This is a genomic window from Microbacterium sp. C-MGS6, assembly GCF_058140415.1.
On record NZ_CM176934.1, the window covers coordinates 449,159 to 475,613 of the forward strand.

Sequence of the window (26,455 nt, forward strand, 5' to 3'; positions counted from 1 at the left end):
CGAGGACCCCGCCTTGTCGAAACTCGCCATCCTCAGCCTGAAGAACCGCGCCCTCATCGCGCTCGTGACGATCGTCGCCGCGGTGTTCGGCGGGCTCGCGCTGACCAACCTCAAGCAGGAGCTCATCCCGTCGCTCGAGCTGCCGGCGCTCGTGGTCATGACCACCTACCCCGGCGCCTCGCCCGAGGTGGTCGAGAACGACGTCTCGACGCCGATCGAGTCCGCCATCCAGGGCGTGCCCGACCTGGAGTCGACGACCGCGACGAGCACGACCAACGCCTCGATCGTGCAGGCGATGTTCTCGTACGGCACCAACCTCGCGACCGCGGAGCAGAAGATCCAGCAGGCGATCAACCGCATCTCCTCGCAGCTCCCGGAGGACGTCACGCCGCAGGTGCTCTCGGTGTCGATCGACGACTTCCCGGTGATCCAGGTCGCGGTCACGGGCTTCGAGGACGCGGACAACGCCCAGGCGCAGCTGGAGAGCGTCGCGATCCCCGATCTGGAGGACGTCGACGGGGTGAACGCGGCGGAGATCGTCGGCGGCGTCGGGCAGCGCATCACCATCACCCCCGACCTCGCGAAGCTCGCCGCGGCCGGTCAGAGCAGCGAGGCGATCAGCACCGCGCTGCAGCAGAACGGCACCCTCTTCCCCGGCGGTGAGATCACCGAGGACGGCGAGACCCTCACGGTGCAGACCGGCGCCAAGATCACCTCGGTCGACGAGATCGCCGCCTTGCCTCTCGTCGGTACCGCGGTGACCATCGGCGACGTCGCGACGGTGGCCCAGGTGTCGGACCCGGTGACCTCGATCTCCCGGGTCGACGGCGAGGATGCCCTGTCGATCTCCATCACCAAGCTCCCCGCCGCCAACACGGTCGAGGTGTCGCAGGGGGTTCTGGCCGCGCTCGACGAGATCGGGGAAGCGCTCCCGGACGCCGAGTTCACCGTCGTGTTCGACCAGGCGCCGTTCATCGTGCAGTCGATCGACACCCTCGCCACGGAGGGTCTGCTCGGCCTCGTGATGGCCGTGCTCGTGATCCTCGTGTTCCTGATGTCGGTGCGCTCGACGCTCGTCACCGCGATCTCGATCCCGACGTCCGTCCTCATCACCTTCATCGGGCTGCAGGCATTCGGCTACTCGCTGAACGTGCTGACCCTCGGGGCGCTCACGATCGCGATCGGCCGCGTGGTCGACGACTCCATCGTGGTGATCGAGAACATCAAGCGCCACTACGTCGGCGACGCGGACAAGGGCGATGCGATCCGTCTCGCCGTGCGCGAGGTCGCCGCGGCCATCACCGCGTCGACCATCACGACCGTGGCAGTGTTCCTGCCGATCGTGTTCGTCGGCGACATGGTGGGCGAGCTGTTCCGTCCGTTCGCGATGACGGTCACGATCGCCATGGTCGCCTCGCTCTTCGTGGCTCTGACGATCGTGCCGGTGCTGGCGTACTGGTTCCTCAAGCCCGGCAAGCCGCTCCTCGACGAGAGCGGGAACGCGATCGACCCGGAGGACCCGGCGGCCCCGCCGACGCGGCTGCAGCGCGGCTACCGCCCCATCCTCGGCTGGACGCTGAAGCACTCGGGCATCACGGTGGCGCTCGCGGTGGTGGTCCTCGCCGGGACGCTCGCCGCCGCCCCGCTGATGAAGGTGAACTTCCTCAGCGACTCCGGTCAGAACACCATGACCGTGACGCAGGACCTCGGGCCGACCGCGAGCCTGCAGGCGAAGTCCGATGCCGCTGCCCCCGTCGAGGAGGCCCTTCTCGACATCGACGGCATCGAGCATGTGCAGGCCTCCATCGGGTCGAGCGGGTCCGCGCTGCGCGACGCGTTCTCCGGCGGCGCGGGGATCACCTACTCGGTCCTCACCGACGGCGACGCCGACCAGGAGAAGCTGCGTGCCCAGGTGCAGGATGCCATCGACGGCCTCGGCGACGAGGTCGGCGAGGTCAACGTCGCGGCGTCCGCCGGTTTCGGCTCCAGCGACATCGAGATCACCGTGACGGCGGCGAACGGCGACGACCTCGCCACCGCGACCTCCGCCGTGGTGGAGGAGCTCGACGGCCGCGAGGGCATCGGGCAGGTCACGGACAACCTCGCCGAGGCCCTGCCGTACATCGCCGTGGTCGTGGACCGCGAGGCCGCCGCGCGGGTCGGGCTGTCCGAGGTCGCCGTCGGGTCGATCGTGTCCAACACGATGCGTCCGCAGCAGATCGGATCGGTCGAGATCGACGACACCGCGCTGACGGTGTACCTCGTCAACCCGGGGCCGCCGACGACCGCCGCCGCGCTCCAGCAGCTCGCGATCCCCACCGCGGCGGGCATCGTGCCGCTGCAGGACATCGCGACCGTCGAGCAGCGCAACGGCCCCACCTCGATCACCACCGAGCAGGGACGCCGCACCTCGACCGTCACCGTGCCGCCCGCATCGGACAACCTCGCGGTCGCCACGCAGTCGGTCACCGAGGCGCTCGCCGCGGCGGACCTCCCGGACGGCGCCTCGGCCGAGGTCGGCGGCGTCGCCTCGCAACAGGCCGACTCGTTCGCGCAGCTCGGCCTCGCGATGCTCGCCGCGATCCTCATCGTGTACGTGGTGATGGTGGCGACGTTCAAGTCGCTGCGGCAGCCGCTCCTGCTGCTGATCTCGGTGCCGTTCGCGGCGACCGGAGCCATCCTGCTGCAGATCGTCACGGGCGTGCCGCTGGGCGTGGCCTCGCTGATCGGTGTGCTGATGCTCATCGGCATCGTGGTGACGAACGCGATCGTGCTCGTCGACCTCGTGAACCAGTATCGGGAGAAGGGGCTGTCGACCGCGGATGCCGTGATGGCGGGTGGGGAGAAGCGTCTGCGCCCGATCCTCATGACAGCGCTCGCCACGATCCTCGCCCTCACCCCGATGGCGCTGGGGATCACGGGGCACGGCGGGTTCATCTCCCAGCCGCTGGCCATCGTGGTGATCGGCGGACTCGTCTCCTCCACGGTGCTGACGCTCATCGTGCTGCCGACGCTGTACAACCTCGTCGAGGGGGCGCGGGAGCGCCGCCGGGCCCGCAAGGGCGAGCACCACGAGGATGCCGCCCCGGTTCCGGTCCATGCGGACGGCACACCGGTCAGCCGCCGAGAGCTGCGCGAGAACCACGGCGAGTAGCCGAGCGTTCACAACTCAGGAGAAAGGCCCCGATTCCGTCGGTGAGACGAGGATCGGGGCCTTTCCGCGTGGGTTCTCCTGAGTTGTGAACCGCGGTCAAGCGAAGGAGAGGCCCCACTCCAGCGTCCAGGTCTCGCCAGAAGCCAGACGGCGCACCCCGAGGCCGCTGTTGAACGCGTCCGCCGGAGCGGTCATCGGCTCGATCGCGACGGCGAGCGGGGTTCCGGGGTAGTTCGTCGCGGTGTACACCTGCACGAAGTCGAAGCCCTCGCCCTGCCAGAGCGTGACGGTCCGGCCGTCGGGCGCGGTGAGGGTGTGCCGCACGCGGCCGTCGGGGTCGCGCACGAGGTCCGTGAACCCGGTGTCGAGCGAGACGTCGCCGACTCGGACGCCCTCGCGCAGGTCGGGGTCGGCGGGACGGGTGCCGGTCGGGAGCATGCGGTCATCCGTCTCGAACACGGTGTGGGCCGGGACGCGGAGGACGAGGTCGTGCGGGTCGACGTCGCCGATCGTCGGGAACGGGTGCGTGCCGAGCGCGACCGGAGCCGCCGATTCGGACCAGTTGGTGAGCGTGTGCGTGACCTCGATGCCGTCCGCGGTGAGGACGTAGGCGACGGACGTCTCGATCAGGTACGGGTAGCCGGTCTGCGGGAAGACGGTCGCGCGCAGGGTCGCGGCTCCCTCCGTCTGCTCGACCGCGTAGGCGGTGTAGCGCAGGAGCCCGTGGCTGGCGGTGGTGGTCTTCGGCTCGCTGATCGCGAGCTGACGGACGGTGCCCTCGTCGTCCCAGCGGCCATCTCGCACCCGATTGGGCCACGGTGTCAGCACGACTCCTGAGCACGACGGCGTCGGGACGTCGAGCGGGTAGGGCGAGACGAGGTCGACCTCGCCGATGCGCAGGCCACGGAGGGAGGCGCCGACCTGGGCGATCTGCGCGGTCACGTCGCCGAGGCGGAGGTGGACCTGGGTGCCGGTGGGAGAGACGGAGTTCACCTCGACATCGTAGTGCCGCAGGCCGCCGGAGTGCGGGGGTCTCCCAGGGTCGCCGGGTAGACTGGGGCGGTCGGCTTCGGACACCCGCGCAGGGCGCGGACGTTTTTCAGTGTGTGAAGTGTGAGTCCAGGGGCCGATGGTGCGCGTCGATCGACGCGAATCAACCATCACAGGAATGGCCCCGGCCGCAGATCGTCCGGACTCCGCTGGATCGGAGTGCTCGCGCGTGCGCGCAGCGCTGTTCTCGTGCGAGAACGCAAGAAGGACACCCGAATGCCCAAGAACAAGAAGCCCCGTGGCGGTCGCGCCGCCGCGAACTTCGAGCCGCGCTACGGCGCCAAGAAGACCTCGTTCCACGACCGCCACCGACCGACCGGTGGTCGGGACACGGCCCGCGACGAGCGTCCCGCTCGCGAGGACCGCGACTCCCGGGTGACCGGCGGGTACGACCGCCGCCCCGGCAGCCGCAGCCCCGGCCACCGCGGCTATCGCCCGGAGGAGACCGAGTCCGGTGCGCCGAAGCGTCGGTGGAGCTCTCAGGAGCGCGCCGGCCGCGACGAGGCCCGCAGCATCCGCAACCGTGCGGAGTCCGGACGCCGCGAGGCCCCGCACCGCCGCGACGACCGCGCAGGCGCCGGCCGGTTCGACGACCGCTCCGAGCGTCCGCGGTACAACGACCGCGCAGGGGCCGGCCGCTTCGACGACCGTCCGCGGCGCGACGACCGCGGCGGCTCGCAGCGACAGGGCTTCCGCGACGGCGACCACCGCGACGGGGGCCGCCCGCGCTTCGACGATCGCCGGAACGAGCGTCCGCGCTTCGACCGCGACGACCGTCCGCGGCGCGATGACCGCGGGGGCGACCGCGCCCGCGGCAACGACCAGGGGGCCGACCGCTCCTACGACGCCGCCCGTGCCCGCCGCGCCTTCGACCGCGACCGCACGCAGCGCTCCTTCGAGGGCGGGCGCGAGCGGCCGTCGACCGGCGGGGCCTACCGTACCGAGCGTCCGCGTCGGGACGAGCGCCCCCGCCGGGACGAGCGTCCGACCCGCAACGACTGGAACGCGAAGCCGAAGGCGGCGTTCGAGCAGGCCGACGACGTCGTCCACGAGCGCCTCGAGGCGCAGGCCGTGCAGGCCGTCGAGGTCGAGGGCATCACGTTCGCCGATCTCGGCCTCGGCTCGAACATCACCGAGACCCTGAACGGCATGGGGGCCGCGACGCCGTTCCCGATCCAGGCGGCGAGCATCCCCGCCGTCCTCGAGGGGCGCGACGTGCTCGCCCGCGGCCGCACGGGCTCCGGCAAGACCATCGCCTTCGGCGCGCCGCTCGTCGAGCGGGTGCTGAAGTCGCAGGCGGGCAAGCGTCGCGAGTTCGGCCGCTCGCCGCGCGCGATCATCCTCGCCCCGACGCGCGAGCTCGCGCTGCAGATCGACCGGACCATCCAGCCGATCGCCCGGAGCGTGGGCCTGTTCACGACGCAGATCTACGGCGGTGTGCCGCAGGGTCGTCAGGTGGGCGCGCTGAAGAAGGGCGTCGACATCGTCATCGGCACCCCCGGCCGCGTCGAGGACCTGATGAACCAGGGCAAGCTCGACCTGTCGGACTGCCGGATCGCGGTGCTCGACGAGGCCGACCACATGTGCGAGCTCGGGTTCGTCGAGCCCGTCCAGCGCATCCTCCGCCGCACGGCCGAGGGCAGCCAGAAGCTCCTGTTCTCCGCGACGCTCGACCGCGAGGTCGCGGCGCTCGTGGACGAGTTCCTCGTCGACCCCGCCGTGTTCGAGGTCGCGGGCGAAGACCAGGGCTCCAGCACGATCGAGCACCGGGTGCTCGTCATCGAGCACCGTGACAAGGCCGACATCCTCACCTCGCTCGTCGACCGCGAGGGCAAGACGCTCGTCTTCGCCCGCACCCGTGCCTACGCCGACATGCTGGCCGACCAGTTCGACGACGCGGGCATCCCCGCGGTCTCGCTGCACGGCGACCTCAACCAGGCCAAGCGCACGCGGAACCTGGAGAAGCTGACCTCGGGCCGGGTGAACGTCCTCGTGGCCACCGATGTGGCCGCGCGCGGCATCCACGTCGACGACATCGACCTCGTGGTCCAGGCCGACGCGCCGGACGAGTACAAGACGTACCTGCACCGCTCGGGTCGCACCGGTCGCGCGGGGCGCTCGGGCCGGGTCGTCACGCTCATCACGCGGCAGCGCCAGCGTCGGATGACCGAGCTGCTCGGCCGCGCCGAGATCGAGGCGCCGTTCGAGCAGGCGCGCGTGGACGACGACGTGATCGAGGAGATCGCGGGGCGCGTGCCGTCCGCCGCGGAACTCACCTCCTGACGCGTTCGGGATCAGAAAGGCCCCGGAGACTTCGGTCTCCGGGGCCTTTTCGCACTCCGCACCGGGAAGGTGCGCGGGCAGCCGGGGTGTCAGGGGAGGGTGTGCTCGTGGAGGGTGGTCGTCAGGGACGTGCCGTTGAGGTCGAGGTAGAGGACGCGCTCGGTGACCGTGAGGGTCAGGGTGTTCCGGCGGGCGAGGTGGGGCGTGGCGCTGTCGATGAAGCCGGGGTCGAAGCTGTACACCCGGATGTCCTCGGAACGATGGATGCGCTTGTCGGCCCACGGCGCCATGACCTTGGCCGGGTCGCGGTGCGTGTAGACCACTGTCCGGTCCGCGAGGCGGGAGGCGTGATGCAGCCGCGCGGCATCGGGAGCGCCCACCTCGATCCAGACGGTGACTCGGCCCGTGAGGTCGCGCACGAGCACCGCGGGCTCCTCCGTGTCGGAGACGCTGCCGCCGAACGCGATGCCCTCCGCGAACTCGAGCCCGTAGGCGAGGACCCGGGTGAGCATGTACGCGTCGGTCTCGGACGGATGCCGGGCGGCCCGGAGCGAGACGTCTTCGTAGACCCCGCGATCGGTGTCGGCGAGCTGCATCTCGAACGTGTGGACTGTCGAACCGATCGCCATGATCCTCGAGCCTACGCGGAGCCGCGCCCTCCGGCCGACCGGGTCAGAACAGCATCGGCTGCGGCGGGGCGGCGGCCGCGCGGCCGCTCGGCGTGAACATGACCGGCCCGGCCGGCGGCGTCTCCGTCTGGACATGCCCTTGGCCCGGGCGGGACCCGCGCCGCGGATAGTCGTCTTCGTGCCGGCCGTCGAGCCCGTGCATCCGGATGAGGGGGCGAGCGCGCTTGGCGAGCCACTGCCGGTACGGCTTCGGTGCCTCGACGGAGGCCCCGGGATAGAGCCCGCGATACGACGACACGAGATCGGGACGGTTCTCACCGAGCCACTGGAAGAACCACGGCTTGACCCCCGGACGCAGATGCAGGGCCCCGTAGATCACGCTCCGCGCTCCGGCGGCCTTGATACGGCGGAGGGCGTCGTCGATCGCGGGAAGGGAGTCGGTCAGATGCGGCATGATCGGCATGAGGAACACCGTGACGGGGAAGCCGGCGTCGGCGAGCGCGCGCACCGTGTCGAGGCGGGCCTGCGTGGTCGGGGCGCCCGGCTCGATCGCCTTCTGCAGCGCGTCGTCGTACATCGCGATCGACATCTGCACGTCGACCGGCACACGCTGCGCCGCCTTCTTCAGCAGCGGGATGTCCCGACGGATCAGCGTGCCCTTCGTCAGGATCGACATCGGGGTGCCCGACGCCGCCAGCGCCTCGATGATGCCGGGCATGAGGGCGTAGCGCCCCTCGGCCCGCTGGTACGGGTCGGTGTTCGTACCGAGGGCGACCGTCTCGTGCTGCCAGCTCCCGCGGCGCAGCTCCCGCTCGAGCACCTCGACGACATTGACCTTGACGACGATCTGGGTGTCGAAGTCCGCGCCGCCGTCGAGGTCGAGGTACTCGTGCGTGCCCCGGGCGAAGCAGTAGGTGCACGCATGGGAGCAGCCGCGATAGGGGTTGATGGTCCAGGCGAAGGGCATGCGCGACGCCCCGGGGACGTGGTTGAGCGCTGACTTCGACAGCACCTCGTGGAACGTCATGCCGGCGAACTCCGGTGTGGTCACCGTGCGGAGGACGCTCGAACGGTTCTCGAGGCCCGGCAATGCCGCCTCGTCGCTGTCCGCGAGTTTCTGTCCCTGCCACCGCATCCTCCCAGTCGAACAAAGAATCGAATCGAAGTCAAGTGAGTGTGGCACTGATGTTCGAATGGAAGAATGGGGGCATGCCCTCCTCGCCGTACGCTCAGCATGCGGCGCCGCGCTCCCCGATCTTCGGACCCGCCCTGCCGGTCGGGCTGGCGGTGACCGCGATCGGCGTGGTGCTCTCGCTCACCGGGGCGGCCGCGACCCCCGTGGCATCCCCACCGCTCCCGCGCCCCGTCGCGGTGATGCAGGTACCGACCGTGCAGAACACGGCGACCCCTGCGGCGGACCCCTGCGCCGACCCCGTGGTGCAGGCTGCGATCGCGGCCGGGGACGACGCCGCCACCGTCGCGGGGTTCGGCGGTGGAGCGCGCTTCCGTGAGGCGGTGATCGCCGGTAATGCACCCTGTGTCTCGCTCAGCGATCCCGCCCGGATCTGGGTCGTGATCAACAAGGGGCGTCCGCTCGAACCCGCCGCCTACGAACCCGAAGGACTGAGCCAGGTGCCGCTGCAGATGACGACCCCGTCGGGCCGGGTGCGCGCGGAGGTCTCCGACGCCGCCGGGCGCATGGCGGACGCCGCCGCGGCGGCCGGGGTCGGACGCATCGGAGCGAACAACGGCTACCGTTCCTACGGCCTCCAGGTCGCGACATACGGTGCGCACGTGCGGGACCAGGGGCAGGCGGACGCGGATGCGGGCTCGGCGCGACCGGGTCACAGCGAGCATCAGACCGGTCTCGCCCTCGACGTCGTGGCCTGTGATGACGGCTGCGGCGGTCTGGACGGCTTCGGCGCGACGCGTCAGAGCGAGTGGGTGGCGGCGCATGCCTGGGAGTACGGGTTCATCGTGCGCTACGAACAGGTCGGCACGCCCGTCACCGGGTACGCCCCGGAGCCCTGGCACCTGCGCTACGTCGGCACGGAGCTCGCGGCGGCGTATCACGAAGGCGGCTATCACACGCTGGAGGAGTTCTTCGGGCTCCCGGCGGCGCCCGATTACGACCACTGAGTCGGCGGGGCAGGGGTGTGATCCGCTCGCACTGAGGCATTCCACAAAGGCGATACCCAGTCCCACCCACGATGGGATGCATTCTCACAATCGCCTGCCCTGCCCCGTGTTCCCGCCGTAGACTCGCCGGAGCAACGACGCACGACACGTTCGGGAGGACGGCATGGAACGCGACATCTACGAAGAGGATCACGAGGCATTCCGCGACCTCGTCAAGGATTTCGTCAAGCGCCACGTCACGCACGAGGCGATCGAGAAGTGGGACGCCGCCGGCGAGGTGGACCGCGCAACGATGCGCGCCGCGGGTGAGGCCGGCATCATCGGGCTCTCCGTGCCGGAGGAGTTCGGCGGCGCCGGAATGCTGCAGGACTACCGCTTCCGCGCGATCGTGAACGAAGAGGTCATCGCGGCCGGAGCGGGATCGCTCGCCGGGGCCTTCGGCATCCAGGACGACCTGGCCGTGCCGTACCTCGTGCACATGGGCACGCAGGAGCAGAAGGAGAAGTGGCTGCCCCGCATGGCCACCGGTGAGGTCGTCGGCGCGCTCGCCATGACCGAGCCCGGCGCCGGCTCCGACCTCCGCGGCATCAAGACCACGGCGAAGAAGACGGACGGCGGCTACATCGTCAACGGCGCGAAGACGTTCATCTCATCGGGCGCGACCGCCGACCTCGTCGTCACGTTCGTGAAGACCGGCGAGGGCAACCGTCCCGACGCGTTCAGCCTCGTGCTCATCGAGAAGGGCATGGAGGGATTCGACAACGGCAAGAAGCTGTCCAAGATGGGCTTCCACGGCCATGACACCGCCGAGCTGTCGTTCAGCGACGTGTTCGTGCCGGAGGAGAACCTCATCGGCGGCGTCGAGGGCAAGGGCTTCATCCAGCTCATGATGAACCTGCCGCTCGAGCGCCTCTCGATCGGCGTGGCCGGAGCCGCCGCCGCGCAGGCCGCGTTCGACTGGACCGTCGCGTACACCAAGGACCGCGAGGCCTTCGGGGAGCGCATCATCGACTTCCAGAACAGCCGCTTCACCATCGCCGACATGTCCGCCACGGTCGACGCGCTGTGGGCCTTCATCGACCGCGCGCTGCTGGCCTACAAGGACGGCAGGCTCTCGGCGGAAGAAGCCGCGAAGGTCAAGTTCTGGGCGACCGAGCGTGAGTGGGAGGTGCTCGACGCCGGCGTCCAGCTCCACGGCGGCTACGGCTACATCACCGAGTACCCCATCGCCCGGGCCTTCCTCGACGCCCGTGTGCACCGCATCTACGGCGGCACGAACGAGATCATGCGCGAGATCGTCGGGCGTCAGATCGCCGGCAAGCGCTGACGCAGGGCCCGCGCGGCGGGCCGCAGGAGAAACGCACCCTCGGAACATCCCGAGGGTGCGTTTTCCGTCTGGGGGCGGATGAGTGCGGCCCCACTTGTATCGACGAGTGGCGTCGGCGGGGACGGCCGGCCGTGCGGTGCGCCGGTTCCGGGATCGACGCCCTGTGAAGAAAAGCCTGATGGTGAGCGGATAATCGGGATCCGGGCCAAGGGGCCGACTTTCTTCTGACTTGTCTCTTCAGGGGATACATGTGCTGGTCCATGATCGATACATGTCCGGACAGGCAACGTCCGGCTCGAGGACGCCGATGTCCTCGCACCCGCTCACCGAAGAGGCCGGAATGTCCACGCTCACCCTGCCGCAGCTCGACCGTACGTCGACGGCTCCGATCTGGTTCCAGATCATGCGCGCCGTTGAGGGGCAGATCGCCCAGGGCGCCTGGGCGCCCGGGGACCGCCTGCCGAGCGAGAGCGAACTGCGCGCGCACTTCGCCGCCTCCCGGACCTCGGTCCGCGATGCGCTGTCTCGTCTCGAGAGCGCCGGGATCATCTCCCGGCAGCAGGGCAAGGGCGCGTTCGTCGAGCGTGCCCAGGGGCCGTCCGCCTGGACGCTGCCCTCCGCGCCGAGCCTGCTCGGCGAGTACAGCGAGGACGGACGCAGCGCCCTGAGTTCCGAGATCCTCCGCGGAGGGATCGAACCGCTGCCGTCCTGGGCCGCCGCGGTGGTCGGTCGCGACTCGCCCGACGGCATGGGCTTCGTGCTGGAGCGCGTGCGCGCCGTCGGCGCCCGCACGGCCGTCCACGTGATCAACTACCTGCCCACGCGCTTCGTCGGTGTCCTTCCCGACCTCCGCGACCCCCGGGCCAGCCTTTACGCCGCGATCTCCCGCGTCACCGGCGTGCGGATCGCGCGCATGCACCGCACGATCGAGGCCGTCTCGGCCGACCGGATGCTCGCGGGACTGCTCGAGGTCGAGCCGGGGCATCCGATCGTCGTGGTCGAGGCCGTCGCCTACGACCAGAGCGGGCAGCCCATCGACATCTCCCGCGCCTCCGTGCGGACCGACCGTCTGCGCGTGAGCGTCGACACCGGCTTCGACGCGGCGGGCATCTCGAACGAGACCGCTTCCGGCCGATACCCGGCCGCGCTCCGCTGACCCCTTCCCCGTCCCTCGATCCCCCGGGAGCCCTGCATGACCGACCACCGCATCCTCGTCATCGGCGATAGCTACATGACCGCCGAGGTCTTCACCCGCGCCTTCCGGGAGCGGGGGATCGAGACCGACGCGGTCACGATGGCGATCGCGGAGCCCACCTGGGACACCGCCGCGATCCGCGAGTTCGAGGGCGATCCGGCCGAGGTCGCCCGGCTCGCCGCGGGGTACGACGTCGTCGCCTTCCACGCCGCCCCCGTCACCGCCGAGGTCATCGCGGCCCTGCCCGACCTCCGTCTCCTCGGCTGCGCGCGGGGCGGCCCCGTGAACGTCGACCTCGACGCGGCCCGCGGAGCCGGCGTCCGCGTGACGACCACGCCGGGCAAGAACGCCGACGCCGTCGCGGATCTCACCATCGGCTTTCTCATCTCTCTGGTGCGCAACGTGCCGGCCTCCCTTCAGGACGTGGACGACCGGGTGGCGGACGGGCGTCCGCTCGCCGAATCGACGTTCGAGGGCGCCCGGTGGTTCGGACGCGAGGTCAAGGGGCTGCGCCTCGGGCTCATCGGCTACGGCAACGTCGCCCGGCTGGTCGCGGCGCGAGCTCGCGCCCTCGGGGCCGTCATCACGGCGTACGACCCCTTCGTCGATCCCGAGACGGTGACCGATGCGACGATCGTGGGCGACCTCGACGCGCTGCTCTCCGCCAGCGACGTGGTCAGCGTGCACGCCAGGGCGACCGCCGAGAACCGGCACCTGATCGGCCGGGCGCAGATCGAGCGGATGCCGCGCGGCGCGTTCCTCATCAACACCGCCCGCGAGTCGCTCGTCGACGAGCACGCACTGCTGGACGGGCTGCGCTCCGGACAGCTCGCGGGCGTCGCCCTCGACGTCAACGAGCCCGACGGACCGTGGCGAGAGCTCGTCGCGGAGCCGAACCTGGTCCTCACCCCGCACCTGGCCGGAGCGACACACGAGACGCTCGCCCGCGGTGCGGACATGCTCGCCGCGGAAGTCGAGCGGTTCCTGGCAGGAGGTGATCTGCGATGGGAGCGCTGACCGACGTCTTCCTGGCGATCGACGCCGGGACCGGCTCCGCACGCGCCCTGGCCTTCGACATCGAGGGCCGGCTCGTGACCCACGCCGCCCGGGAGTGGACCCACCGCGCGATCCCGGGCCACCCCGGCGGCACGGCCTTCGACACCGCGAACGGCTGGGCGGCCATCGCCGGCGCAGTCGCCGAGGTCGTCGCGCGGCTGAACGGCCGCCGCGTCGCCGCCGTCGCCGCCTCCAGCATGCGTGAGGGCTTTGTGCTGTTCGACGAGGCCGGCACGGAGATCTGGGCCTGCCCGAACACGGACGGGCGGGCCCGCGCCGAGGCCGACGAGCTCGTGGCGGAGGGCGTCGCGGACGAGATCTACCGCACCGCCGGGGACTGGGTGTCGATCACGGCACCGGCTCGGCTGCGCTGGATCGCGCGCCACCAGCCGGAGGTCCTCTCCCGTGCGCGCCACCTCGGCATGCTGAGCGACTGGGTCACCACACGGCTCACCGGCGTCTTCGTCACCGAGCCGACCTGCGGGTCGAGTTCCGCCCTCTTCGACCTCCACGCGCGGGTATGGTCCGCCGACCTTGCGGATCTCGTCGGCATCGACCGGCGCATCCTGCCCCCGGTCGTCGCGGCCGGCGAGGTCGTCGGCGCTGTGACGCCCGCGGCGGCGGCCGCGACGGGGCTGCCCGTCGGCACCCCGGTCGTCGCCGGCGGGGCGGACACACAGCTCGCCCTCCACGGCATCGCGGCGCGAGAGGGGACTCCGACGATCGTCGCCGGGACGTTCTGGCAGACGACGGCCGTCGTCGCGGAGCCCCTCGTCGACCCGGATCGCCGTCTGCGCACCCTCTGCCACGTCGACCCCGGCACCTGGATGATCGAGGGCATCGGCTTCCTGTCGGGACTCGCCATGCGCTGGTTCCGGGACGCGATGTGCCCCGACGCGGCGGCGCTCGGACGCGCGGAGGGCCGCTCCGCCTTCCGCATCATGGAGGAGTGGGCCGCCGACGTCCCGGTCGGTGCGAACGGCGTGGTCGCCACGATGGCGAACGTCATGCAGGCCGACGCGTGGCACCACGCCGCGCCCGCGTTCGTCGGGTTCGACATCAACGACGCCGCCGGGTCGTCCCGCGGGGCGTTCATCCGGGCGATCGAGGAATCCGCGGCCATCGTCGCCGGCGCGCACCTCGAGATCCTCTCCGCCCTCACCGCGGGCCGCGCGGTCGCGGACGGCACCGTGACGTTCACCGGTGGGTCGAGTGCGGGAGCGCTGTGGCCGCGGATCATCGCCGGCGTCACCGGCCTGGACACGCGCGTCACCCCCGCCCCCGAGGCCACGTCATACGGTGCCGCCCGCCTGGCCGCTACCGGTGTCGGCGCCACGCTCCCGCCCATGGGCGACGCCGAGCGGGTCGAACGGGTCGATCCCGCCGAGCACGAGCAGTACCGCGCGGTCACCGAGCGCTGGCACCGCGTCTACCGCGACGTCCTGGCGATCTCGAGCCCCGACCTCCCTCCGCTCTTCACCCCGCCGGGGGCGGCCCGCGGCCCCCTCGACCCCTCCACCCCCCGCCTCTCGCCCGTCGGTCACGCCGGCTGACGACAACACGAAGGAGACCTCCATGGCAGACCTCGACGGCAACGCCGACGCCAAGCAGTTCCACGTCGGGACGCCCGGCGTCCGGTTCACGCAGAACATCCGTGGCGCCGCCAACCTCGATTGGGGCATGCAGAACCGCCTGTCACGAATCCTCGATCCGGAGACCGGGCGCACGGTCATGCTCGCCTTCGACCACGGCTACTTCCAGGGGCCGACATCGGGACTCGAGCGCATCGACCTGAACATCGCGCCGCTCGCCGCGCAGGCGGACGCGCTGATGGGCACCAGGGGCGCGCTGCGCACCTCTCTTCCGCCGGCGACGCGTGCCGGGCTCGTGCTCCGTGCCTCCGGGGGGCCGTCGATCCTCAAGGACCTCTCGGACGAGTACACGGCGATGGCGATGGAGGACGCCGTCCGTCTCAACGCCGATGCCGTGGCCGTGCAGGTCTTCGTCGGCGGGGAGCACGAGAGCCGCAGCATCCGCAACCTCACCACCCTCGTCGATCAGGGGTACGCGGCCGGTATCCCCGTGCTCGGCGTCACCGCGGTGGGCAAGGAACTGGTCCGCGACGCTCGCTACCTCGGACTCGCGACCCGCATCATCGCCGAGCTCGGCGCGCAGCTGGTCAAGACCTACTACTGCGAGAAGGGCTTCGAGGACGTGGTGGCCGGATGCCCGGTCCCGGTCATCATGGCGGGCGGCAAGAAGCTCCCGGAGCTCGACGCGCTCACCATGGCCTCCCGTGCCGTGCGGGCCGGGGCGGCCGGCGTCGACATGGGCCGCAACATCTTCCAGAGCGCCGCCCCCGCCGCGATGATGACCGCCGTCCGCGCCGTCGTGCATGACGACCTCGACCCCGCCGACGCCTACGAGCTGTTCCGCGCGGCGACCGAGGCCCCGGTGCCCGCATGAGCGCCGACGTGCTGCGGACCGCCGATGCCGCGCTGCGGTTCGGCGACTGGGGTCCGGGATACCTCGCCCAGGGGGAGGACGCGGCGTTCGGCGTCGTCGTGCTCCGCCCGGGGGACGAGTTCGCGAATCACCTCCACGAGCACCACACGGAGTCCTTCGTCGTGATCGAGGGCCGCGCGGAGATCTGGCTCGACCGCGACACGTGTCGGGTCGTCTCCGCCGGCGACGTGCTGCGGGCCGAGCCGCACGAGGAGCACTTCGTCCGCAACCCCTTCGACGAGACCTTCCGTGCGGTCTTCGTCAAGACCCCCTGGGTGGACGGCGACAAGGTCGACCGCCCCTGGACGCCGGGCCCCCGCTCCGGCGACTGATGTTCCCCCCTCACCCGAGAAGAACCACCGAAAGGACACCACCATGAGCAGGCAACGACGCCCCTCTCCGACCGCGCGCCTCGTGCGCCGTGCCCTTCCCGTCATCGCCCTGGCATCCACGGCGGGCCTCGTGCTCGCCGGCTGCGGCGGGGACGCGGGAGGCGCCTCCGGCGACGGAGGCGACAAGACCCTGAAGGTCCTCATCGCCGCACCCCAGGAGGGCGCGGGGGCCATCCTCGAGAAAGACTTCGAGGCCGCGACCGGCGTCGAGGTCGAGGTCGAGGTCGTCCCCTACGACCAGATCCAGACCAAGGCGATCCTCGACGCGCAGTCCGGCACCAACAACTACGACGTCATCCAGTACTGGTACACGTCGGTCGGTGCCCTTGCCGACGCCGGGGCGCTCGCCGACATCACCGACTGGGTCGAGTCCGACGAGGACATCGACTCCGGCGACTTCATCGAGGCGATCTTCGGACCGTACTCGCAGTACGAGGACGCCACCTACGGTCTGCCCATCGACGGCGACACGCACGTGCTCTTCTACAACAAGGCGATCTTCGAGCGGAACGGCGTCGAGGTCCCCACCACGTGGGATGAGTACGTCGAGGTCTCGAAGAAGATCACCGACGCCGAGAAGGCGAACGGCGTCTACGGCAACGCGCTGCTCGGCTCGAAGAGCGCGTTCAACATCGGGTCGACGTTCTTCAACCGGCTCGCGACGATGTCGCCCGACCCGATCGACCCGCAGATGCCGCAGCTCGACACCGAGTACGCGGTGGCCGCCGCGCAGTCGATGCTCGATGCTTCGCCGTCGGCCCTCCCCAGTCCGCTGGAGATCGGATTCGAGCAGGCGCTGCCACAGTTCCTGTCCGGGTCGGTCGGGATGATCGAGTTCTGGACCGACCTGGGCGTGTTCGCGCAGGACCCGGAGCAGTCGAAGATCGTCGACGGCTGGGGCGTCGCCCCGCTGCCGGTGGGCCCCGAGGGCAAGGTCTCCGGAGCGCTCAACGCGGGATGGGCGATGGGTATCAGCCCCAACGCGAGCGACGAGGACCTCGCGAAGCAGTTCGTCGCGTTCGCCTCGTCGAAGGAGACGAACGAGAAGCTCATCACGACGACCGGCTCCGGTGTCGACCCCACCCGCACCTCCACGCTGGAGAGTCCGGAGTACGTCGAGTTCGCCCCCGAGGTCTCGGCGGTCGCCGCCGAGGTGCTGCCCAACGCGCAGTCCTGGCCGACCTCGCCGCAGGCGCCGGAGATGATCCAGTCGCTCAGCGACAACCTGGCGCTGATGCTGCAGGGCGGTCTCACCGCCGAACAGGCGATGCAGAACACCTGGGACACCTGGCAGTCCCTGGCCGACTGACCCCGTCGTCGAACCCGAAAGGACCGCTCATGTCGCACCCCGTCGCCTCCCGGCGCCGCGCCCGACGCGCGTCGTGGACGGGACGCGCCCTGCTCGCGCCCGCCGTCATCGCGATCGCGATCATCGCGATCTATCCGCTCGGCTACATCATCGCCGCCTCCTTCTCGGAGTCGTCGCTGGGCCGGCCGTTCACCGAATGGGTCGGGTTCGACAACTTCGCGGCGCTGCTGGGGGACGGGGTCACCCTCCCGTCCCTCGGCAGGTCGCTGCTCTTCGCCATCCCCTCCGCCCTGATCGCGCTCGTGGCGGGGCTGGTCGTCGCCCTGTCGCTGGACGCCGCGGTCAAGGGCGGCCGCGTCATCCGGGTGCTGCTCCTGCTGCCGCTGATGACACCGCCGGTGATGGCCGGCGTCATCTGGAAGCTCATGCTGGCTCCCACTGGCGGACTGCTCAACAACATCGGGCAGTCGTTCGCGCCCGGGTCCGAGCCGTTCCTGTTCCTCGGCTCCAGCCCCGCGGCGATGATCTCCGTGATCATGGTGGACGCCTGGCAGTGGACGCCCTTCTGCGTGCTGCTCGTGTTCGCCGCTCTGCAGACCCTGCCGACCGAGGTGTACGAGGCCTCCCAGGTCGACGGTGCCGGGGTGTGGCAGACGTTCTGGCGCATCACGTTCCCGCTCGTGCTCCCGAGCCTCATCACCGTGCTGCTGCTCAAGCTCGTCGTCTCGTTCAAGGTCTTCGACCTCGTGTTCATCATGACCAGCGGCGGACCGGGCTTCGACACCACCGTCAGCAGCTTCCAGATCTATCGGACCGGGCTGCAGACGTTCGACGTCGGCGCCGCCGCCGCGCAGACCATCGCCTTCCTGGTGCTGGTCACCATCGTCATCCTGCCGCTCAACGCCGTGCGGCAGCGGCTGCACAGAGAGGGCTGACCATGTCGCTCACACTCCGCTCCACGGATCGGGTCGACGAGAGCGCGACCGTCACGCTCGTGGTTCCCGACGCCCGCCGTCGCCAGCGGCGCCGTCGGACCGCGAGCATCTCCCGGCCCGGCCGGCCGTCCGCCACCGTCACGGCGGCGAAGGCCGTCGTGATCGTCGTCGCGATCGCCCTCGCGCTGCTGCCCGTGCTGTACATGGTGAGCATGTCGTTCAAGAGCCCGGACGACATCCTGTCCACGCGCATCCTCCCGTCCCGCCTCGCGTTCGAGAACTGGGTGGCCGCATTTGAGAACTGGCCGATCCTCACCTACCTCCGCAATTCGATCGGGGCGGCGGTCGGGGCGGTGATCGTGTCGCTGCTCGTGGCGATCCCGGCGAACTACGCGATGGCCCGGTTGCGGGCCGGCGGGAAGCAGACCCTCGGGCTCATCGTCTCCGCATACGTCGCCCCGCCGATCGTGGCGATCATCCCGCTCTTCGTCCTGGTGCGCACCGCGGGGCTCATGGACTCGGTGATCGGGCTGGGCATCGTCGAGGGTCTGCTGCTCACGCCGGTGGCGGTGTGGCTGCTCGACGGGTTCTTCCGCTCGATCCCGTTCGAGGTCGACGAGGCGGCGCAGATCGACGGATGCGGTCCGCTGCGCACCCTCTGGGCGGTGATCCTGCCGCTCACGGCCCCGGGCATCGTGGCGGTGTCGATCATCGTCTTCATCCTCGCGTACAACGACTTCCTCATCCCGCTGCTGCTCACGCAGAGCGTGGACTCCCAGACGCTCCCCGTGGGTATCGCGCTCATGCAGGGCGGTCGAGAGGTGATGTTCGGGCAGATGGCCGCCGCGAGCCTCTCCGGGCTGATCCCGATCTACCTGCTGGCGCTGTTCCTGCAGAAGTGGCTCGTCGGCGGGCTCACGCAGGGCAGTGTGAAGTGAGCGGGTGCGGGGCGATGTTCCCGCATCCCGTGTCCGGTCTCCGAGCACGACTTCGGAGATTCCCGACGACGCGCCGGGGCGGCATCGTCCGCCCCGGCGTGTCGTGTCTTAGCTCCGAAGCTGTGCCCCGGGATTACGTGCGGGGCTCCGCGGCGGCCTCGCGGGCGGCCTTCGAGGCGGGGGAGGCGGCACCGATCTTCCAGTAGCCGCAGAAGCTGACGGCGTTCCTGTCGACGCCGCGCTCGCCGACGAGCTGCTTGCGGACGCCGGAGGCCAGCGCCTGCTCTCCCGCCGCGTAGGCATGGAACGGCGCGGCGGGCAGAGTGGTACGAGCGAGGGTGTCCAGAGCGAGGGCCCCGGGCGGAATCTCCTGAGGCCGCACGACCCACACCACCTCGAGCCCCGACGGGTGCGCGAACTCCAGGGCGTCCTCCGCGGACGGGACTTCGATGATCGCCGTGCCCGAGGAGTCGGTCGGCAGGGAGGCGCTGATCGACGCGATCGCGGGGAGGGCGGTCTCGTCGCCGACGAGCACCACCCGGTCGGTGCCCCGCTCGGGGTTGAACGTCAGGCCCTCGTCGATGATGAGGACGTGCTCGCCGGGGGTGCACGTCTCCGCCCATCGGGACGCCGGACCGGCGGTGCCGTCGGCCGCCGAGCCGTGCAGGACGAAGTCGACGTCGAGCTCGGCGCCGATCTCGGCCGTGGCCGGGCGGTAGGCGCGCACGGTGTAGTTGCGCATCACGGGGCGCTCGCCGTCGGGGATGCGGAGGAACTTCAGGTACCCGAACATCCGGTTCGCCTTCGCGGGCACCCGCTCCAGCCCCGCCTCGCCGCCGATCGGCAGGAACAGCCGGAACCACTGGTCGTAACCCATCGGGCGGAAGCGGTCGATCTCGCCGCCGCCGAGGGTCACCCGCACCCAGTGCGGCGCGAGCCGTTCGGTGCGGAGAACCGTGAGGTGCAGGAGCTCGGCCGTCTCCGGCTTGACCATCTTGCTGAATGCCATGGGGCACCTTTCAGGGGAGCTGCCAGGGGAAGAAGACGACGAAGATCGCGGTCGACACAGCGAGCGTGACCACGGTGAAGACGGTGTCCCTCGTGCGGAACGCCACGAGGTGCCGCTCGGTCCGCGTCGGATGCGCGCCGAACGCTCGGGAGTCCATCGCGAGGGCGACGCGCTCCGCATGCCGGATGGCGCCCGCGAGCAGCGGGACGATGTACCCCCAGCCGCGGGCGATCCGCGCGAAGGGGCCGCGGCCGCCGTGGTAACCGCGCACCCGGTGCGCGGCGCGGATGACGGCGAGCTCGTGCCCGAACCGGGGCACGAAGCGGAAGGCGGCCAGGGCCGTGTACCCGATGCGGTACGGCACGCGCAGCTGCTGCACGCTCGCACGCACGAGATCGGAGCCGCTGGTGGTGAGGCCGCCGACCAGCGCGAGCGCGACGATCGATCCGAGCCGGAGCGCCGTGGCGAAGCCGATGAGGAGGGCGCCTCCGTAGAGGGTCCAGTCGCCGATCGTCACGACGGGGGCTGTGTCGGCGACCAGGGCCGCGTCGACCCACAGCGAGAAGCCGACGCCGATCGCGAGCATGCCCGCGGGCAGACCGAGCAGGAGCAGCGCGAGGAGGCGGCCCGTCACCCGCGCCCCGACGAGGATGAGGACGTACGCGAGCACGAGGAAGGCGGCCGGGGTGGCCAGGTCGCGCACGAAGACGAGGAGCAGCATCGCGGGGGCGAAGCCGGCGACCTTCGCCAACGGATTGAGGCCGTAGAGGAACTGCCGCCGCGAGGTGGCCGCGAGCGGCGCATACGGATCGAGCGTGGACATCGTCACGGTGTCACCTCCCACCCGGCCTCGGCGAGCACCCGCTGCAGGGCGGGGACGTGCAACCCGGCGGAGGGGAGGATCGCGGGATCGGAGAACAGTGCCGCCGTGGGGCCCGCGGCCCGGACCCGCCCGTCGGCGAGGACGACCGTGTCGGTGGCGTGCTCCGCGACGAGCTGCAGATCGTGGGTGACGATGACGACGGTCGTGCCGTCCGCCCGGAGACTCTCCAGCAGGTCCAGGAGCTCGGCGGCCCTGGCGCGGTCCTGCCCGAAGGTGGGCTCGTCGAGGGCGAGGACGGGAGGACGGGTGATGAGGGCCGTGCCCACCGAGAGTCGTCGCTTCTCGCCGCCGGAGAGGAGGAACGGGTGCACGTCGGCCTTGTGCGTGAGCCCGAACCGCTCGAGCATCTCCGTCACGCGAGCGCTGACCTCGGCGTCCGGCACATGGCGCAGCCGGAGCCCGTGGGCGAGCTCGTCGAACACGGTGGCGGCGATGAACTGGTGCTCCGGGTTCTGGAACACGAAGCCGATCCGGGCCGCGAGATCCCGGGGGGAGGCGGTGCCCGGGTCGATGCCGTCGACGGAGACCCGGCCCTTCGGCGGGGGCACGACCCCCGCGAGGGCCTGGATCAGCGTGGTCTTGCCCGCGCCGTTCGCCCCGACGATCGCGGTGAGACTCCCCGCGGCGATGTCGAGGTCGACCCCGTGCAGGATCTCGGTGCGGCGCCGCGAGACGGTGAGGCCGCGCGCCCGGATGATCGGCTCCCGGTCGACGGCGGGAGGAGCGTCGGCGAGGATCGAGGACGCGCGGGCCGGACCGGCAGGCAGGGCCGCGGCCAGTGCCTCGGGCGTCAGCGGCAGCGGGTCGAGGACGATCCCCCGGTCGCGGAGGCGCAGCGCAGCGAGCGTCGCGGCGGGCAGCCAGACCCCCATCGCCACAAGCTCGTCGGCATGCGCCCGGATGGTCTCGGCGGCCGGACCGTCGAAGACCACCCGGCCCTCGCGGTCGAGCACGACGGTGCGCGTGACGAAGCGCATCGCCGCATCGAGGTTGTGCTCGACGAGGAGGATCGCCCGGTCGCCGGCGGCCACGACCTCGGTCAGCGCCGCATACACGTCGTCGATCCCCTGCGGGTCGAGGTTCGCGGTCGGCTCGTCCAGCACGATGAGAGGGGAGCCCATCGCGAGGGCGCAGGCGATGGCGAGACGCTGTCGGCCGCCGCCGGACAGGTGGTCCGGGTTGTCGTCCCGGCGCTCCCACAGGCCCACCCGCCGCAGCGCATCCTCGACGCGGGCCCGCACGGTGCCGAGCGGGAGCAGGAGGTTCTCGGGGCCGAAAGCCACCTCGTCGTACACCGTCCCCGTGACGATCTGGGCGTCAGGGTCCTGGAAGACCATGGCGACGTGCGTGCTGAGCGTCGCGGTGTGCGCGGTGGTCGTGTCGACACTGCCGGCCTCGACGGAGCCGGACATGGTCGCGGGGAGCGCGTGCGGGATGAGGCCGTTGAGGGCGAGCGTGAGCGTCGACTTCCCGGAGCCGGACGGGCCGAGCAGCAGCACGACCTCACCGGGGTCGATGTCGAAGGTCACGTCACGGGGCGACGGATGCGCGGCATCCGCGTGGGTGAGGGTGAGCTCGCGCACGCGGAGGAGAGGCGCGGATGGGCGCACGGCAGGTCCCGGGTTCGACGGAGGGTGTGCCTCTAACTTAGCTGAGCCTTACCTGTGTTGCCAGCAGGGCACGTGCGCGATCAGCGGCGTGCGACGCCGGCGGTGCGCAGCGCCGAACCGATGGCGAGGCCGATCGCCGTCCAGGCCACCGGGCCGAGCACGGAGATCGTCAGGTACAGCAGCTGGGCCCAGAGCGGCAGGACGGCGAGGTTCGCCGCGAAGAACACCGCCACCGCCACGACGACGCCGATCACGACCGCCGAGACGAAGAACCGCCAGGCGCCCCAGGAGCGATAGCGGGTGAGGGCGGCGACACCTTCCTGGATGAGGCCGAACAGCAGCGCCGTGCCGATGAACCGCAACGACCACGCCGGGTTGAAGGCGCTCGCGATGAGCGCGGCGAACACGTGCGTGATGAGTGCCACGAGCGGCAGCCGCAGCACCTCCTGCGCGATGATGCCCGGCAGCACGTGCGAGCCCAGCACGAGGCCGTAGAGGAACAGCAGCGGGCTGGCCAGGAGGAGGGGAGTGACCCATCCGGCGATGCCGCCGAGGATGCCCGTGGCGACACCGATCGCTGCGCAGATCAGCAGCACTCTGGTCGACAGGACGGAGGTACGGGCCACGTCTCCAGCCTACTGGCGACATTCGGAGACCCGGCCGTCGTCCACCCTGACCGATCGGCGCAATCGGGATTCGACCATCGTTCAGTTCTCGATCCGGCGCCGAGGAGCGGGTCTATCGTGAGCCGCGGTGCGGCAACGAGGCGGCATCGGGATCATCGGATCATCAGGAGCGAGATATGGGTCGAACACCCCTTCGGATCGCAGCAGCCACCACCCTGGCGACGCTGTTCATCGCATCGACGGCAACCGCAGGCTACGCAGCGACCGGGGAGGTGACGCACCCCGTTCCGGTCGCGGGGACCCCCGGGCACTACATCGTGATCATGAAGGCCGATCCCCTCGCCAGCTACGAAGGCGACGTCAAGGGACTCAAGGCGACGAAGCCCGACGAGGGCGAGCAGCTCGAGACGCAGTCGCAGGACGCGCGGCGGTACGTCAAGCACCTCGAGTCCGAGCAGAAGAGCCTCATCAACGACGTCGGCGTCACGCCGGACACGACCTACCAGGTCGTGCTCAACGGGTTCAGCGCCGACCTCTCGGGTGAGCAGGTGGACCAGCTCCGTGCCTCGAAGGACGTCCTGGGGGTGTATCCCGACGAGATCCGTCACCCCGATGCGCAGACCTCCACGGACTACCTCGGCCTCGGCGACGACCGCAAGGGCCGTGGCGGGGTGTGGCAGCAGACCGGAGGCGTGAAGAAGGCGGGCGAGGGTGTCGTGGTCGGCGTGATCGACACCGGCATCGCTCCCGAGCACCCCTCGTTCGAGGGCAAGAAGCTCAAGCAGCAGAAGAAGCAGAACAGCCGCCACAAGGGCACGGATCCCTACACCGACGGCACCTACGTGTACTTCGACAAGTCCGACGGCGGACAGTTCCGCGGCGCGATGGTCGACGGCCAGGACTGGGACGAGCGCGACTACTCCACGAAGCTCATCGGCGGGCAGTACTTCTTCGCGGGAGCGCAGGCCGCCGGGTTCGACTTCCAGTACGACTACCTCTCCCCACGCGACGGCGACGGCCACGGCTCGCACACCGCGAGCACCGCCGCGGGCGACTTCGGAGTGGAGGCCGCGGTCGAGGGCGTCGACTTCGGGACCATCTCGGGCGTCGCGCCCGCAGCGAAGGTCGCCGCGTACAAGGCCTGCTACGTCGGTCCGGACACGACCGTGACCACCGATGACATCTGCGCGCTGAGCGACCTCGTCGCCGCGATCGATCAGGCCGTCGCCGACGGTGTCGACGTGATCAACTACTCGATCGGCGGCGGCGCCGCGAGCACCGTGATGGCCCCGGAGGACCTCGCGTTCCTCAACGCCGCGGCCGCCGGCGTCTTCGTCGCGACCAGCGCCGGCAACGACGGTCCCGATCCGGTCACCGCCGACCACGCCTCGCCGTGGTACACGACGGTCGCCGCCTCCACCATCCCGACGTGGGAAGGCACGGTGCAGTTCGACGGCTTCGAGGAGGCCGGGGCATCGGTGAGCGTGCCGTTCGGGGAGAGCGTCTCCGGGCCCTCCATCGCCGCCGTGGATGCCGCGGCGCCCGGTGCGGTGGATGCGCAGCTGTGCCTGCCGGGCACCCTCGACCCGACGAAGGTCGCGGGGCACATCGTGGTCTGCGACCGCGGCGGCAACGCGCGCGCGGAGAAGTCCCAGGTCGTGAAGGACGCCGGAGGCATCGGCATGGTGCTGGTGAACGTGCCCGGTGGCGCGGACTCGCTGGACAACGACTTCCACGCGGTGCCGACGGTGCACCTGAACGCCGTGCACCGCGCAGCCGTGCTCGCCTACGTGCAGGGCGGTGTCGATCGGCCGATCACCCTCGTCGGTGAGAACACCACCGGGGTGACCACCCCGACCCCGCAGATCGCCGGCTTCTCGAGCCGTGGGCCGGTCCTGGCCGACGGCACGGACGTCCTCAAACCGGACATCGCCGCTCCCGGCGTCGCGATCCTCGCCGCCACGCACAATGCCCCGGGTGAGGACCCGACCTTCGGCATCCTCTCCGGGACCTCGATGGCCTCCCCGCACATCGCGGGCCTCGGGGCGCTGTACCTCGGGGAGCACCCGAGAGCGACTCCGGCGGAGATCCGTTCGGCCATGATGACCACCGCGTACGACACGGTGCTGCCCGACGGCTCGAAGAACACGGACCCCTTCGAGCAGGGTGCGGGGCAGATCGACGCGAAGCGCTACCTGAACCCGGGCCTGCTGTACCTCAACGGCTTCAAGGACTGGGCGGCCTTCCTCGACGGGAAGGGGCTGTCGGACTTCCCCGGCATCGACCCCATCGACGGCAGCGACCTGAACCAGGCATCGATCTCCATCGGCTCCCTGGCCAGCGCGCAGACCGTCACCCGCTCGGTCACCTCGACCGAGAAGGGCGTGTTCACCGCGAAGGCGTCGGTCCCGGGCGTGAAGGTCACCGTCACTCCCTCTCAGCTCGCCTTCGACAAGCCGGGACAGACGAAGACGTTCACGGTCACGTTCGACAGCACCACCGCTCCGGTCGAGCAGTGGGCCACCGGCTCCCTCACCTGGACGAGCAAGAAGAACACGGTGCGCTCGCCGATCGCGGTGTTCCCGGTCACGGCGGATGCCCCGGCCGAGGTCACCGGCAGCGGCGTCGACGGCAGCACGACGGTGGACATCATCCCCGGTCTCGACGGCGATCTGGCACTGGGCGTCTCGGGCCTCACCCCGTTCCAGCTGCTCAGCGACCCGGACAACCCCGTCGAGGGGCACTCGGGGAACGAGAACTCGGGGGACGCGAACAAGGATGTGTCCTGGATCGTCGACGTGCCAGAGGGGGCCACGCTCTCCCGGTTCGATCTCGACTCGTCCGACGACGAGGGCAGTGACCTGGACCTCACCGTCTACCGCTTGGTGAGCCCCGACGACCTGCGCTACTACGAGCGCTGGCAGTCGGCCACGGGCTCGGCCGACGAGCAGGTCACGATCCCCACGCCGACTGCGGGCACCTACCTGGTCGTGGCGAACGTGTACTCCACCACCGGGCCGATGACGTGGGACATGACCTACGCCAACGTGCTCCCGGACGGGGAGGGCTCGTTCACCGCGACGCCGAACCCGATCGCCGCGGTCCGCGGGCAGGAGACGAGCTACGAGCTGAGCTGGACCGGTCTGACCGCCGGGACCCGCTACCTCGGACTCGTCCAGTACGGGGACTCGGCCGTGCGCACCGTGGTGACGGTCACGACGCCCGCGGAGGTCGCGCCGACGCCGACCCCCGCTCCGAAGCCGACACCGACTCCGGATCCGTCGCCGACCCCGGATCCGACTCCCGCGCCGGAGCCGACCCCGGAGCCGACCCCGCCCCCGGAGACCGACGCCCCCGGGTGATCCGGGATCGTCTGCACGACTCAGGCACGGCCGCACGACGGAATCCGTCGGGC

20 protein-coding genes are annotated in these 26,455 nt (G+C 70.8%); 13 read left to right on the plus strand and 7 right to left on the minus strand.

Features of this window, described 5'->3' with window-relative positions:
* Positions 1-13: 13 nt before the first annotated feature.
* Positions 14-3,154, plus strand: a complete 3,141-nt coding sequence (locus AC3B5L_RS02170; RefSeq protein ID WP_490096172.1) for an efflux RND transporter permease subunit — start codon at positions 14-16, stop codon at positions 3,152-3,154.
* Between the two features lie 96 nt (positions 3,155-3,250).
* Here the strand turns inward: AC3B5L_RS02170 and AC3B5L_RS02175 are convergent, their stop codons facing one another.
* Entirely contained in the window at positions 3,251-4,147 is an 897-nt protein-coding gene (locus AC3B5L_RS02175) for an aldose 1-epimerase family protein (protein WP_187663124.1), read from the minus strand.
* Positions 4,148-4,420: 273 nt separating this feature from the next.
* On the opposite strand from AC3B5L_RS02175, the gene AC3B5L_RS02180 reads away from it, so the two are divergent.
* The gene (locus AC3B5L_RS02180) at positions 4,421-6,487 is read left to right on the plus strand and encodes a DEAD/DEAH box helicase (RefSeq protein ID WP_268777687.1); all 2,067 of its coding nucleotides are present in this window, start codon (positions 4,421-4,423) and stop codon (positions 6,485-6,487) included.
* 89 nt (positions 6,488-6,576) lie between these two features.
* On the opposite strand, the gene AC3B5L_RS02185 is transcribed toward AC3B5L_RS02180, so the two are convergent.
* Positions 6,577-7,116, minus strand: a complete 540-nt coding sequence (locus AC3B5L_RS02185; protein WP_490096173.1) for a YaeQ family protein — start codon at positions 7,114-7,116, stop codon at positions 6,577-6,579.
* A 43-nt stretch (positions 7,117-7,159) separates the two neighbouring features.
* On the minus strand, positions 7,160-8,251 hold the full coding sequence (locus tag AC3B5L_RS02190; protein WP_363444870.1) for an Rv2578c family radical SAM protein: 1,092 nt from the start codon (positions 8,249-8,251) through the stop codon (positions 7,160-7,162).
* A gap of 74 nt (positions 8,252-8,325) precedes the next feature.
* On the opposite strand from AC3B5L_RS02190, the gene AC3B5L_RS02195 reads away from it, so the two are divergent.
* The 10 genes from AC3B5L_RS02195 to AC3B5L_RS02240 all read left to right on the plus strand — a co-directional run bounded on the left by AC3B5L_RS02195 (position 8,326) and on the right by AC3B5L_RS02240 (position 18,912).
* Entirely contained in the window at positions 8,326-9,255 is a 930-nt protein-coding gene (locus AC3B5L_RS02195) for a M15 family metallopeptidase (protein WP_490096174.1), read from the plus strand.
* Positions 9,256-9,418: 163 nt separating this feature from the next.
* Positions 9,419-10,582, plus strand: coding sequence for an acyl-CoA dehydrogenase family protein (locus AC3B5L_RS02200; protein WP_187663129.1), 1,164 nt, complete (start codon positions 9,419-9,421; stop codon positions 10,580-10,582).
* Between the two features lie 340 nt (positions 10,583-10,922).
* Positions 10,923-11,738 carry a GntR family transcriptional regulator gene (locus AC3B5L_RS02205; RefSeq protein WP_161973074.1) on the plus strand — a complete coding sequence of 272 codons (816 nt, stop codon included), beginning with the start codon at positions 10,923-10,925 and terminating at the stop codon, positions 11,736-11,738.
* 36 nt (positions 11,739-11,774) lie between these two features.
* Positions 11,775-12,794, plus strand: coding sequence for an NAD(P)-dependent oxidoreductase (locus AC3B5L_RS02210; RefSeq protein ID WP_259952825.1), 1,020 nt, complete (start codon positions 11,775-11,777; stop codon positions 12,792-12,794).
* Entirely contained in the window at positions 12,782-14,386 is a 1,605-nt protein-coding gene (locus AC3B5L_RS02215) for an FGGY family carbohydrate kinase (protein ID WP_490096175.1), read from the plus strand. Before AC3B5L_RS02210 ends, AC3B5L_RS02215 begins: the two co-directional genes overlap by 13 nt.
* Before the next feature lie 22 nt (positions 14,387-14,408).
* Complete coding sequence (gene lsrF, locus AC3B5L_RS02220; RefSeq protein WP_280569097.1) at positions 14,409-15,299, plus strand: 3-hydroxy-5-phosphonooxypentane-2,4-dione thiolase; 891 nt, start codon at positions 14,409-14,411, stop codon at positions 15,297-15,299.
* A complete protein-coding gene (locus AC3B5L_RS02225) occupies positions 15,296-15,670 on the plus strand; it encodes a cupin domain-containing protein (RefSeq protein WP_259952815.1) in 375 nt (124 codons plus the stop codon). The genes lsrF and AC3B5L_RS02225 overlap by 4 nt, the downstream gene beginning before the upstream one ends.
* Before the next feature lie 43 nt (positions 15,671-15,713).
* Complete coding sequence (locus AC3B5L_RS02230; protein WP_280569093.1) at positions 15,714-17,039, plus strand: ABC transporter substrate-binding protein; 1,326 nt, start codon at positions 15,714-15,716, stop codon at positions 17,037-17,039.
* Between the two features lie 29 nt (positions 17,040-17,068).
* Positions 17,069-17,974, plus strand: coding sequence for a carbohydrate ABC transporter permease (locus AC3B5L_RS02235; RefSeq protein ID WP_280569090.1), 906 nt, complete (start codon positions 17,069-17,071; stop codon positions 17,972-17,974).
* A 2-nt stretch (positions 17,975-17,976) separates the two neighbouring features.
* On the plus strand, positions 17,977-18,912 hold the full coding sequence (locus AC3B5L_RS02240) for a carbohydrate ABC transporter permease (RefSeq protein ID WP_280569088.1): 936 nt from the start codon (positions 17,977-17,979) through the stop codon (positions 18,910-18,912).
* 133 nt (positions 18,913-19,045) lie between these two features.
* Here AC3B5L_RS02240 and AC3B5L_RS02245 read toward each other — a convergent pair whose 3' ends face one another.
* The 4 genes from AC3B5L_RS02245 to AC3B5L_RS02260 form a co-directional block, all read right to left on the minus strand.
* A complete protein-coding gene (locus tag AC3B5L_RS02245) occupies positions 19,046-19,921 on the minus strand; it encodes a siderophore-interacting protein (RefSeq protein WP_259952807.1) in 876 nt (291 codons plus the stop codon).
* A gap of 10 nt (positions 19,922-19,931) precedes the next feature.
* Positions 19,932-20,744: an energy-coupling factor transporter transmembrane component T gene (locus AC3B5L_RS02250; protein ID WP_490096422.1), complete on the minus strand. Its 813-nt coding sequence runs from the start codon at positions 20,742-20,744 to the stop codon at positions 19,932-19,934.
* A gap of 2 nt (positions 20,745-20,746) precedes the next feature.
* Entirely contained in the window at positions 20,747-22,414 is a 1,668-nt protein-coding gene (locus AC3B5L_RS02255) for an ABC transporter ATP-binding protein (RefSeq protein ID WP_490096176.1), read from the minus strand.
* 80 nt (positions 22,415-22,494) lie between these two features.
* Positions 22,495-23,040: an ECF transporter S component gene (locus AC3B5L_RS02260; RefSeq protein ID WP_187663132.1), complete on the minus strand. Its 546-nt coding sequence runs from the start codon at positions 23,038-23,040 to the stop codon at positions 22,495-22,497.
* A 176-nt stretch (positions 23,041-23,216) separates the two neighbouring features.
* Between AC3B5L_RS02260 and AC3B5L_RS02265 the strand changes: the two genes are divergently transcribed.
* Entirely contained in the window at positions 23,217-26,402 is a 3,186-nt protein-coding gene (locus tag AC3B5L_RS02265; protein ID WP_490096177.1) for a S8 family peptidase, read from the plus strand.
* Positions 26,403-26,455 lie beyond the last annotated feature (53 nt).

What these genes read in the sequence shown, in the direction of transcription:
- AC3B5L_RS02180 (WP_268777687.1), top strand. Translation starts at nt 4,421, where the DNA reads ATGCCCAAGAACAAGAAGCCCCGTGGCGGTCGCGCCGCCGCGAACTTC.
- AC3B5L_RS02185 (WP_490096173.1), bottom strand. Translation starts at nt 7,116, where the DNA reads ATGGCGATCGGTTCGACAGTCCACACGTTCGAGATGCAGCTCGCCGAC.
- AC3B5L_RS02190 (WP_363444870.1), bottom strand. Translation starts at nt 8,251, where the DNA reads ATGCGGTGGCAGGGACAGAAACTCGCGGACAGCGACGAGGCGGCATTG.
- AC3B5L_RS02195 (WP_490096174.1), top strand. Translation starts at nt 8,326, where the DNA reads ATGCCCTCCTCGCCGTACGCTCAGCATGCGGCGCCGCGCTCCCCGATC.
- AC3B5L_RS02200 (WP_187663129.1), top strand. Translation starts at nt 9,419, where the DNA reads ATGGAACGCGACATCTACGAAGAGGATCACGAGGCATTCCGCGACCTC.
- AC3B5L_RS02205 (WP_161973074.1), top strand. Translation starts at nt 10,923, where the DNA reads ATGTCCACGCTCACCCTGCCGCAGCTCGACCGTACGTCGACGGCTCCG.
- AC3B5L_RS02210 (WP_259952825.1), top strand. Translation starts at nt 11,775, where the DNA reads ATGACCGACCACCGCATCCTCGTCATCGGCGATAGCTACATGACCGCC.
- AC3B5L_RS02215 (WP_490096175.1), top strand. Translation starts at nt 12,782, where the DNA reads ATGGGAGCGCTGACCGACGTCTTCCTGGCGATCGACGCCGGGACCGGC.
- lsrF (WP_280569097.1), top strand. Translation starts at nt 14,409, where the DNA reads ATGGCAGACCTCGACGGCAACGCCGACGCCAAGCAGTTCCACGTCGGG.
- AC3B5L_RS02225 (WP_259952815.1), top strand. Translation starts at nt 15,296, where the DNA reads ATGAGCGCCGACGTGCTGCGGACCGCCGATGCCGCGCTGCGGTTCGGC.
- AC3B5L_RS02230 (WP_280569093.1), top strand. Translation starts at nt 15,714, where the DNA reads ATGAGCAGGCAACGACGCCCCTCTCCGACCGCGCGCCTCGTGCGCCGT.
- AC3B5L_RS02235 (WP_280569090.1), top strand. Translation starts at nt 17,069, where the DNA reads ATGTCGCACCCCGTCGCCTCCCGGCGCCGCGCCCGACGCGCGTCGTGG.
- AC3B5L_RS02240 (WP_280569088.1), top strand. Translation starts at nt 17,977, where the DNA reads ATGTCGCTCACACTCCGCTCCACGGATCGGGTCGACGAGAGCGCGACC.
- AC3B5L_RS02245 (WP_259952807.1), bottom strand. Translation starts at nt 19,921, where the DNA reads ATGGCATTCAGCAAGATGGTCAAGCCGGAGACGGCCGAGCTCCTGCAC.
- AC3B5L_RS02250 (WP_490096422.1), bottom strand. Translation starts at nt 20,744, where the DNA reads ATGTCCACGCTCGATCCGTATGCGCCGCTCGCGGCCACCTCGCGGCGG.
- AC3B5L_RS02265 (WP_490096177.1), top strand. Translation starts at nt 23,217, where the DNA reads ATGGGTCGAACACCCCTTCGGATCGCAGCAGCCACCACCCTGGCGACG.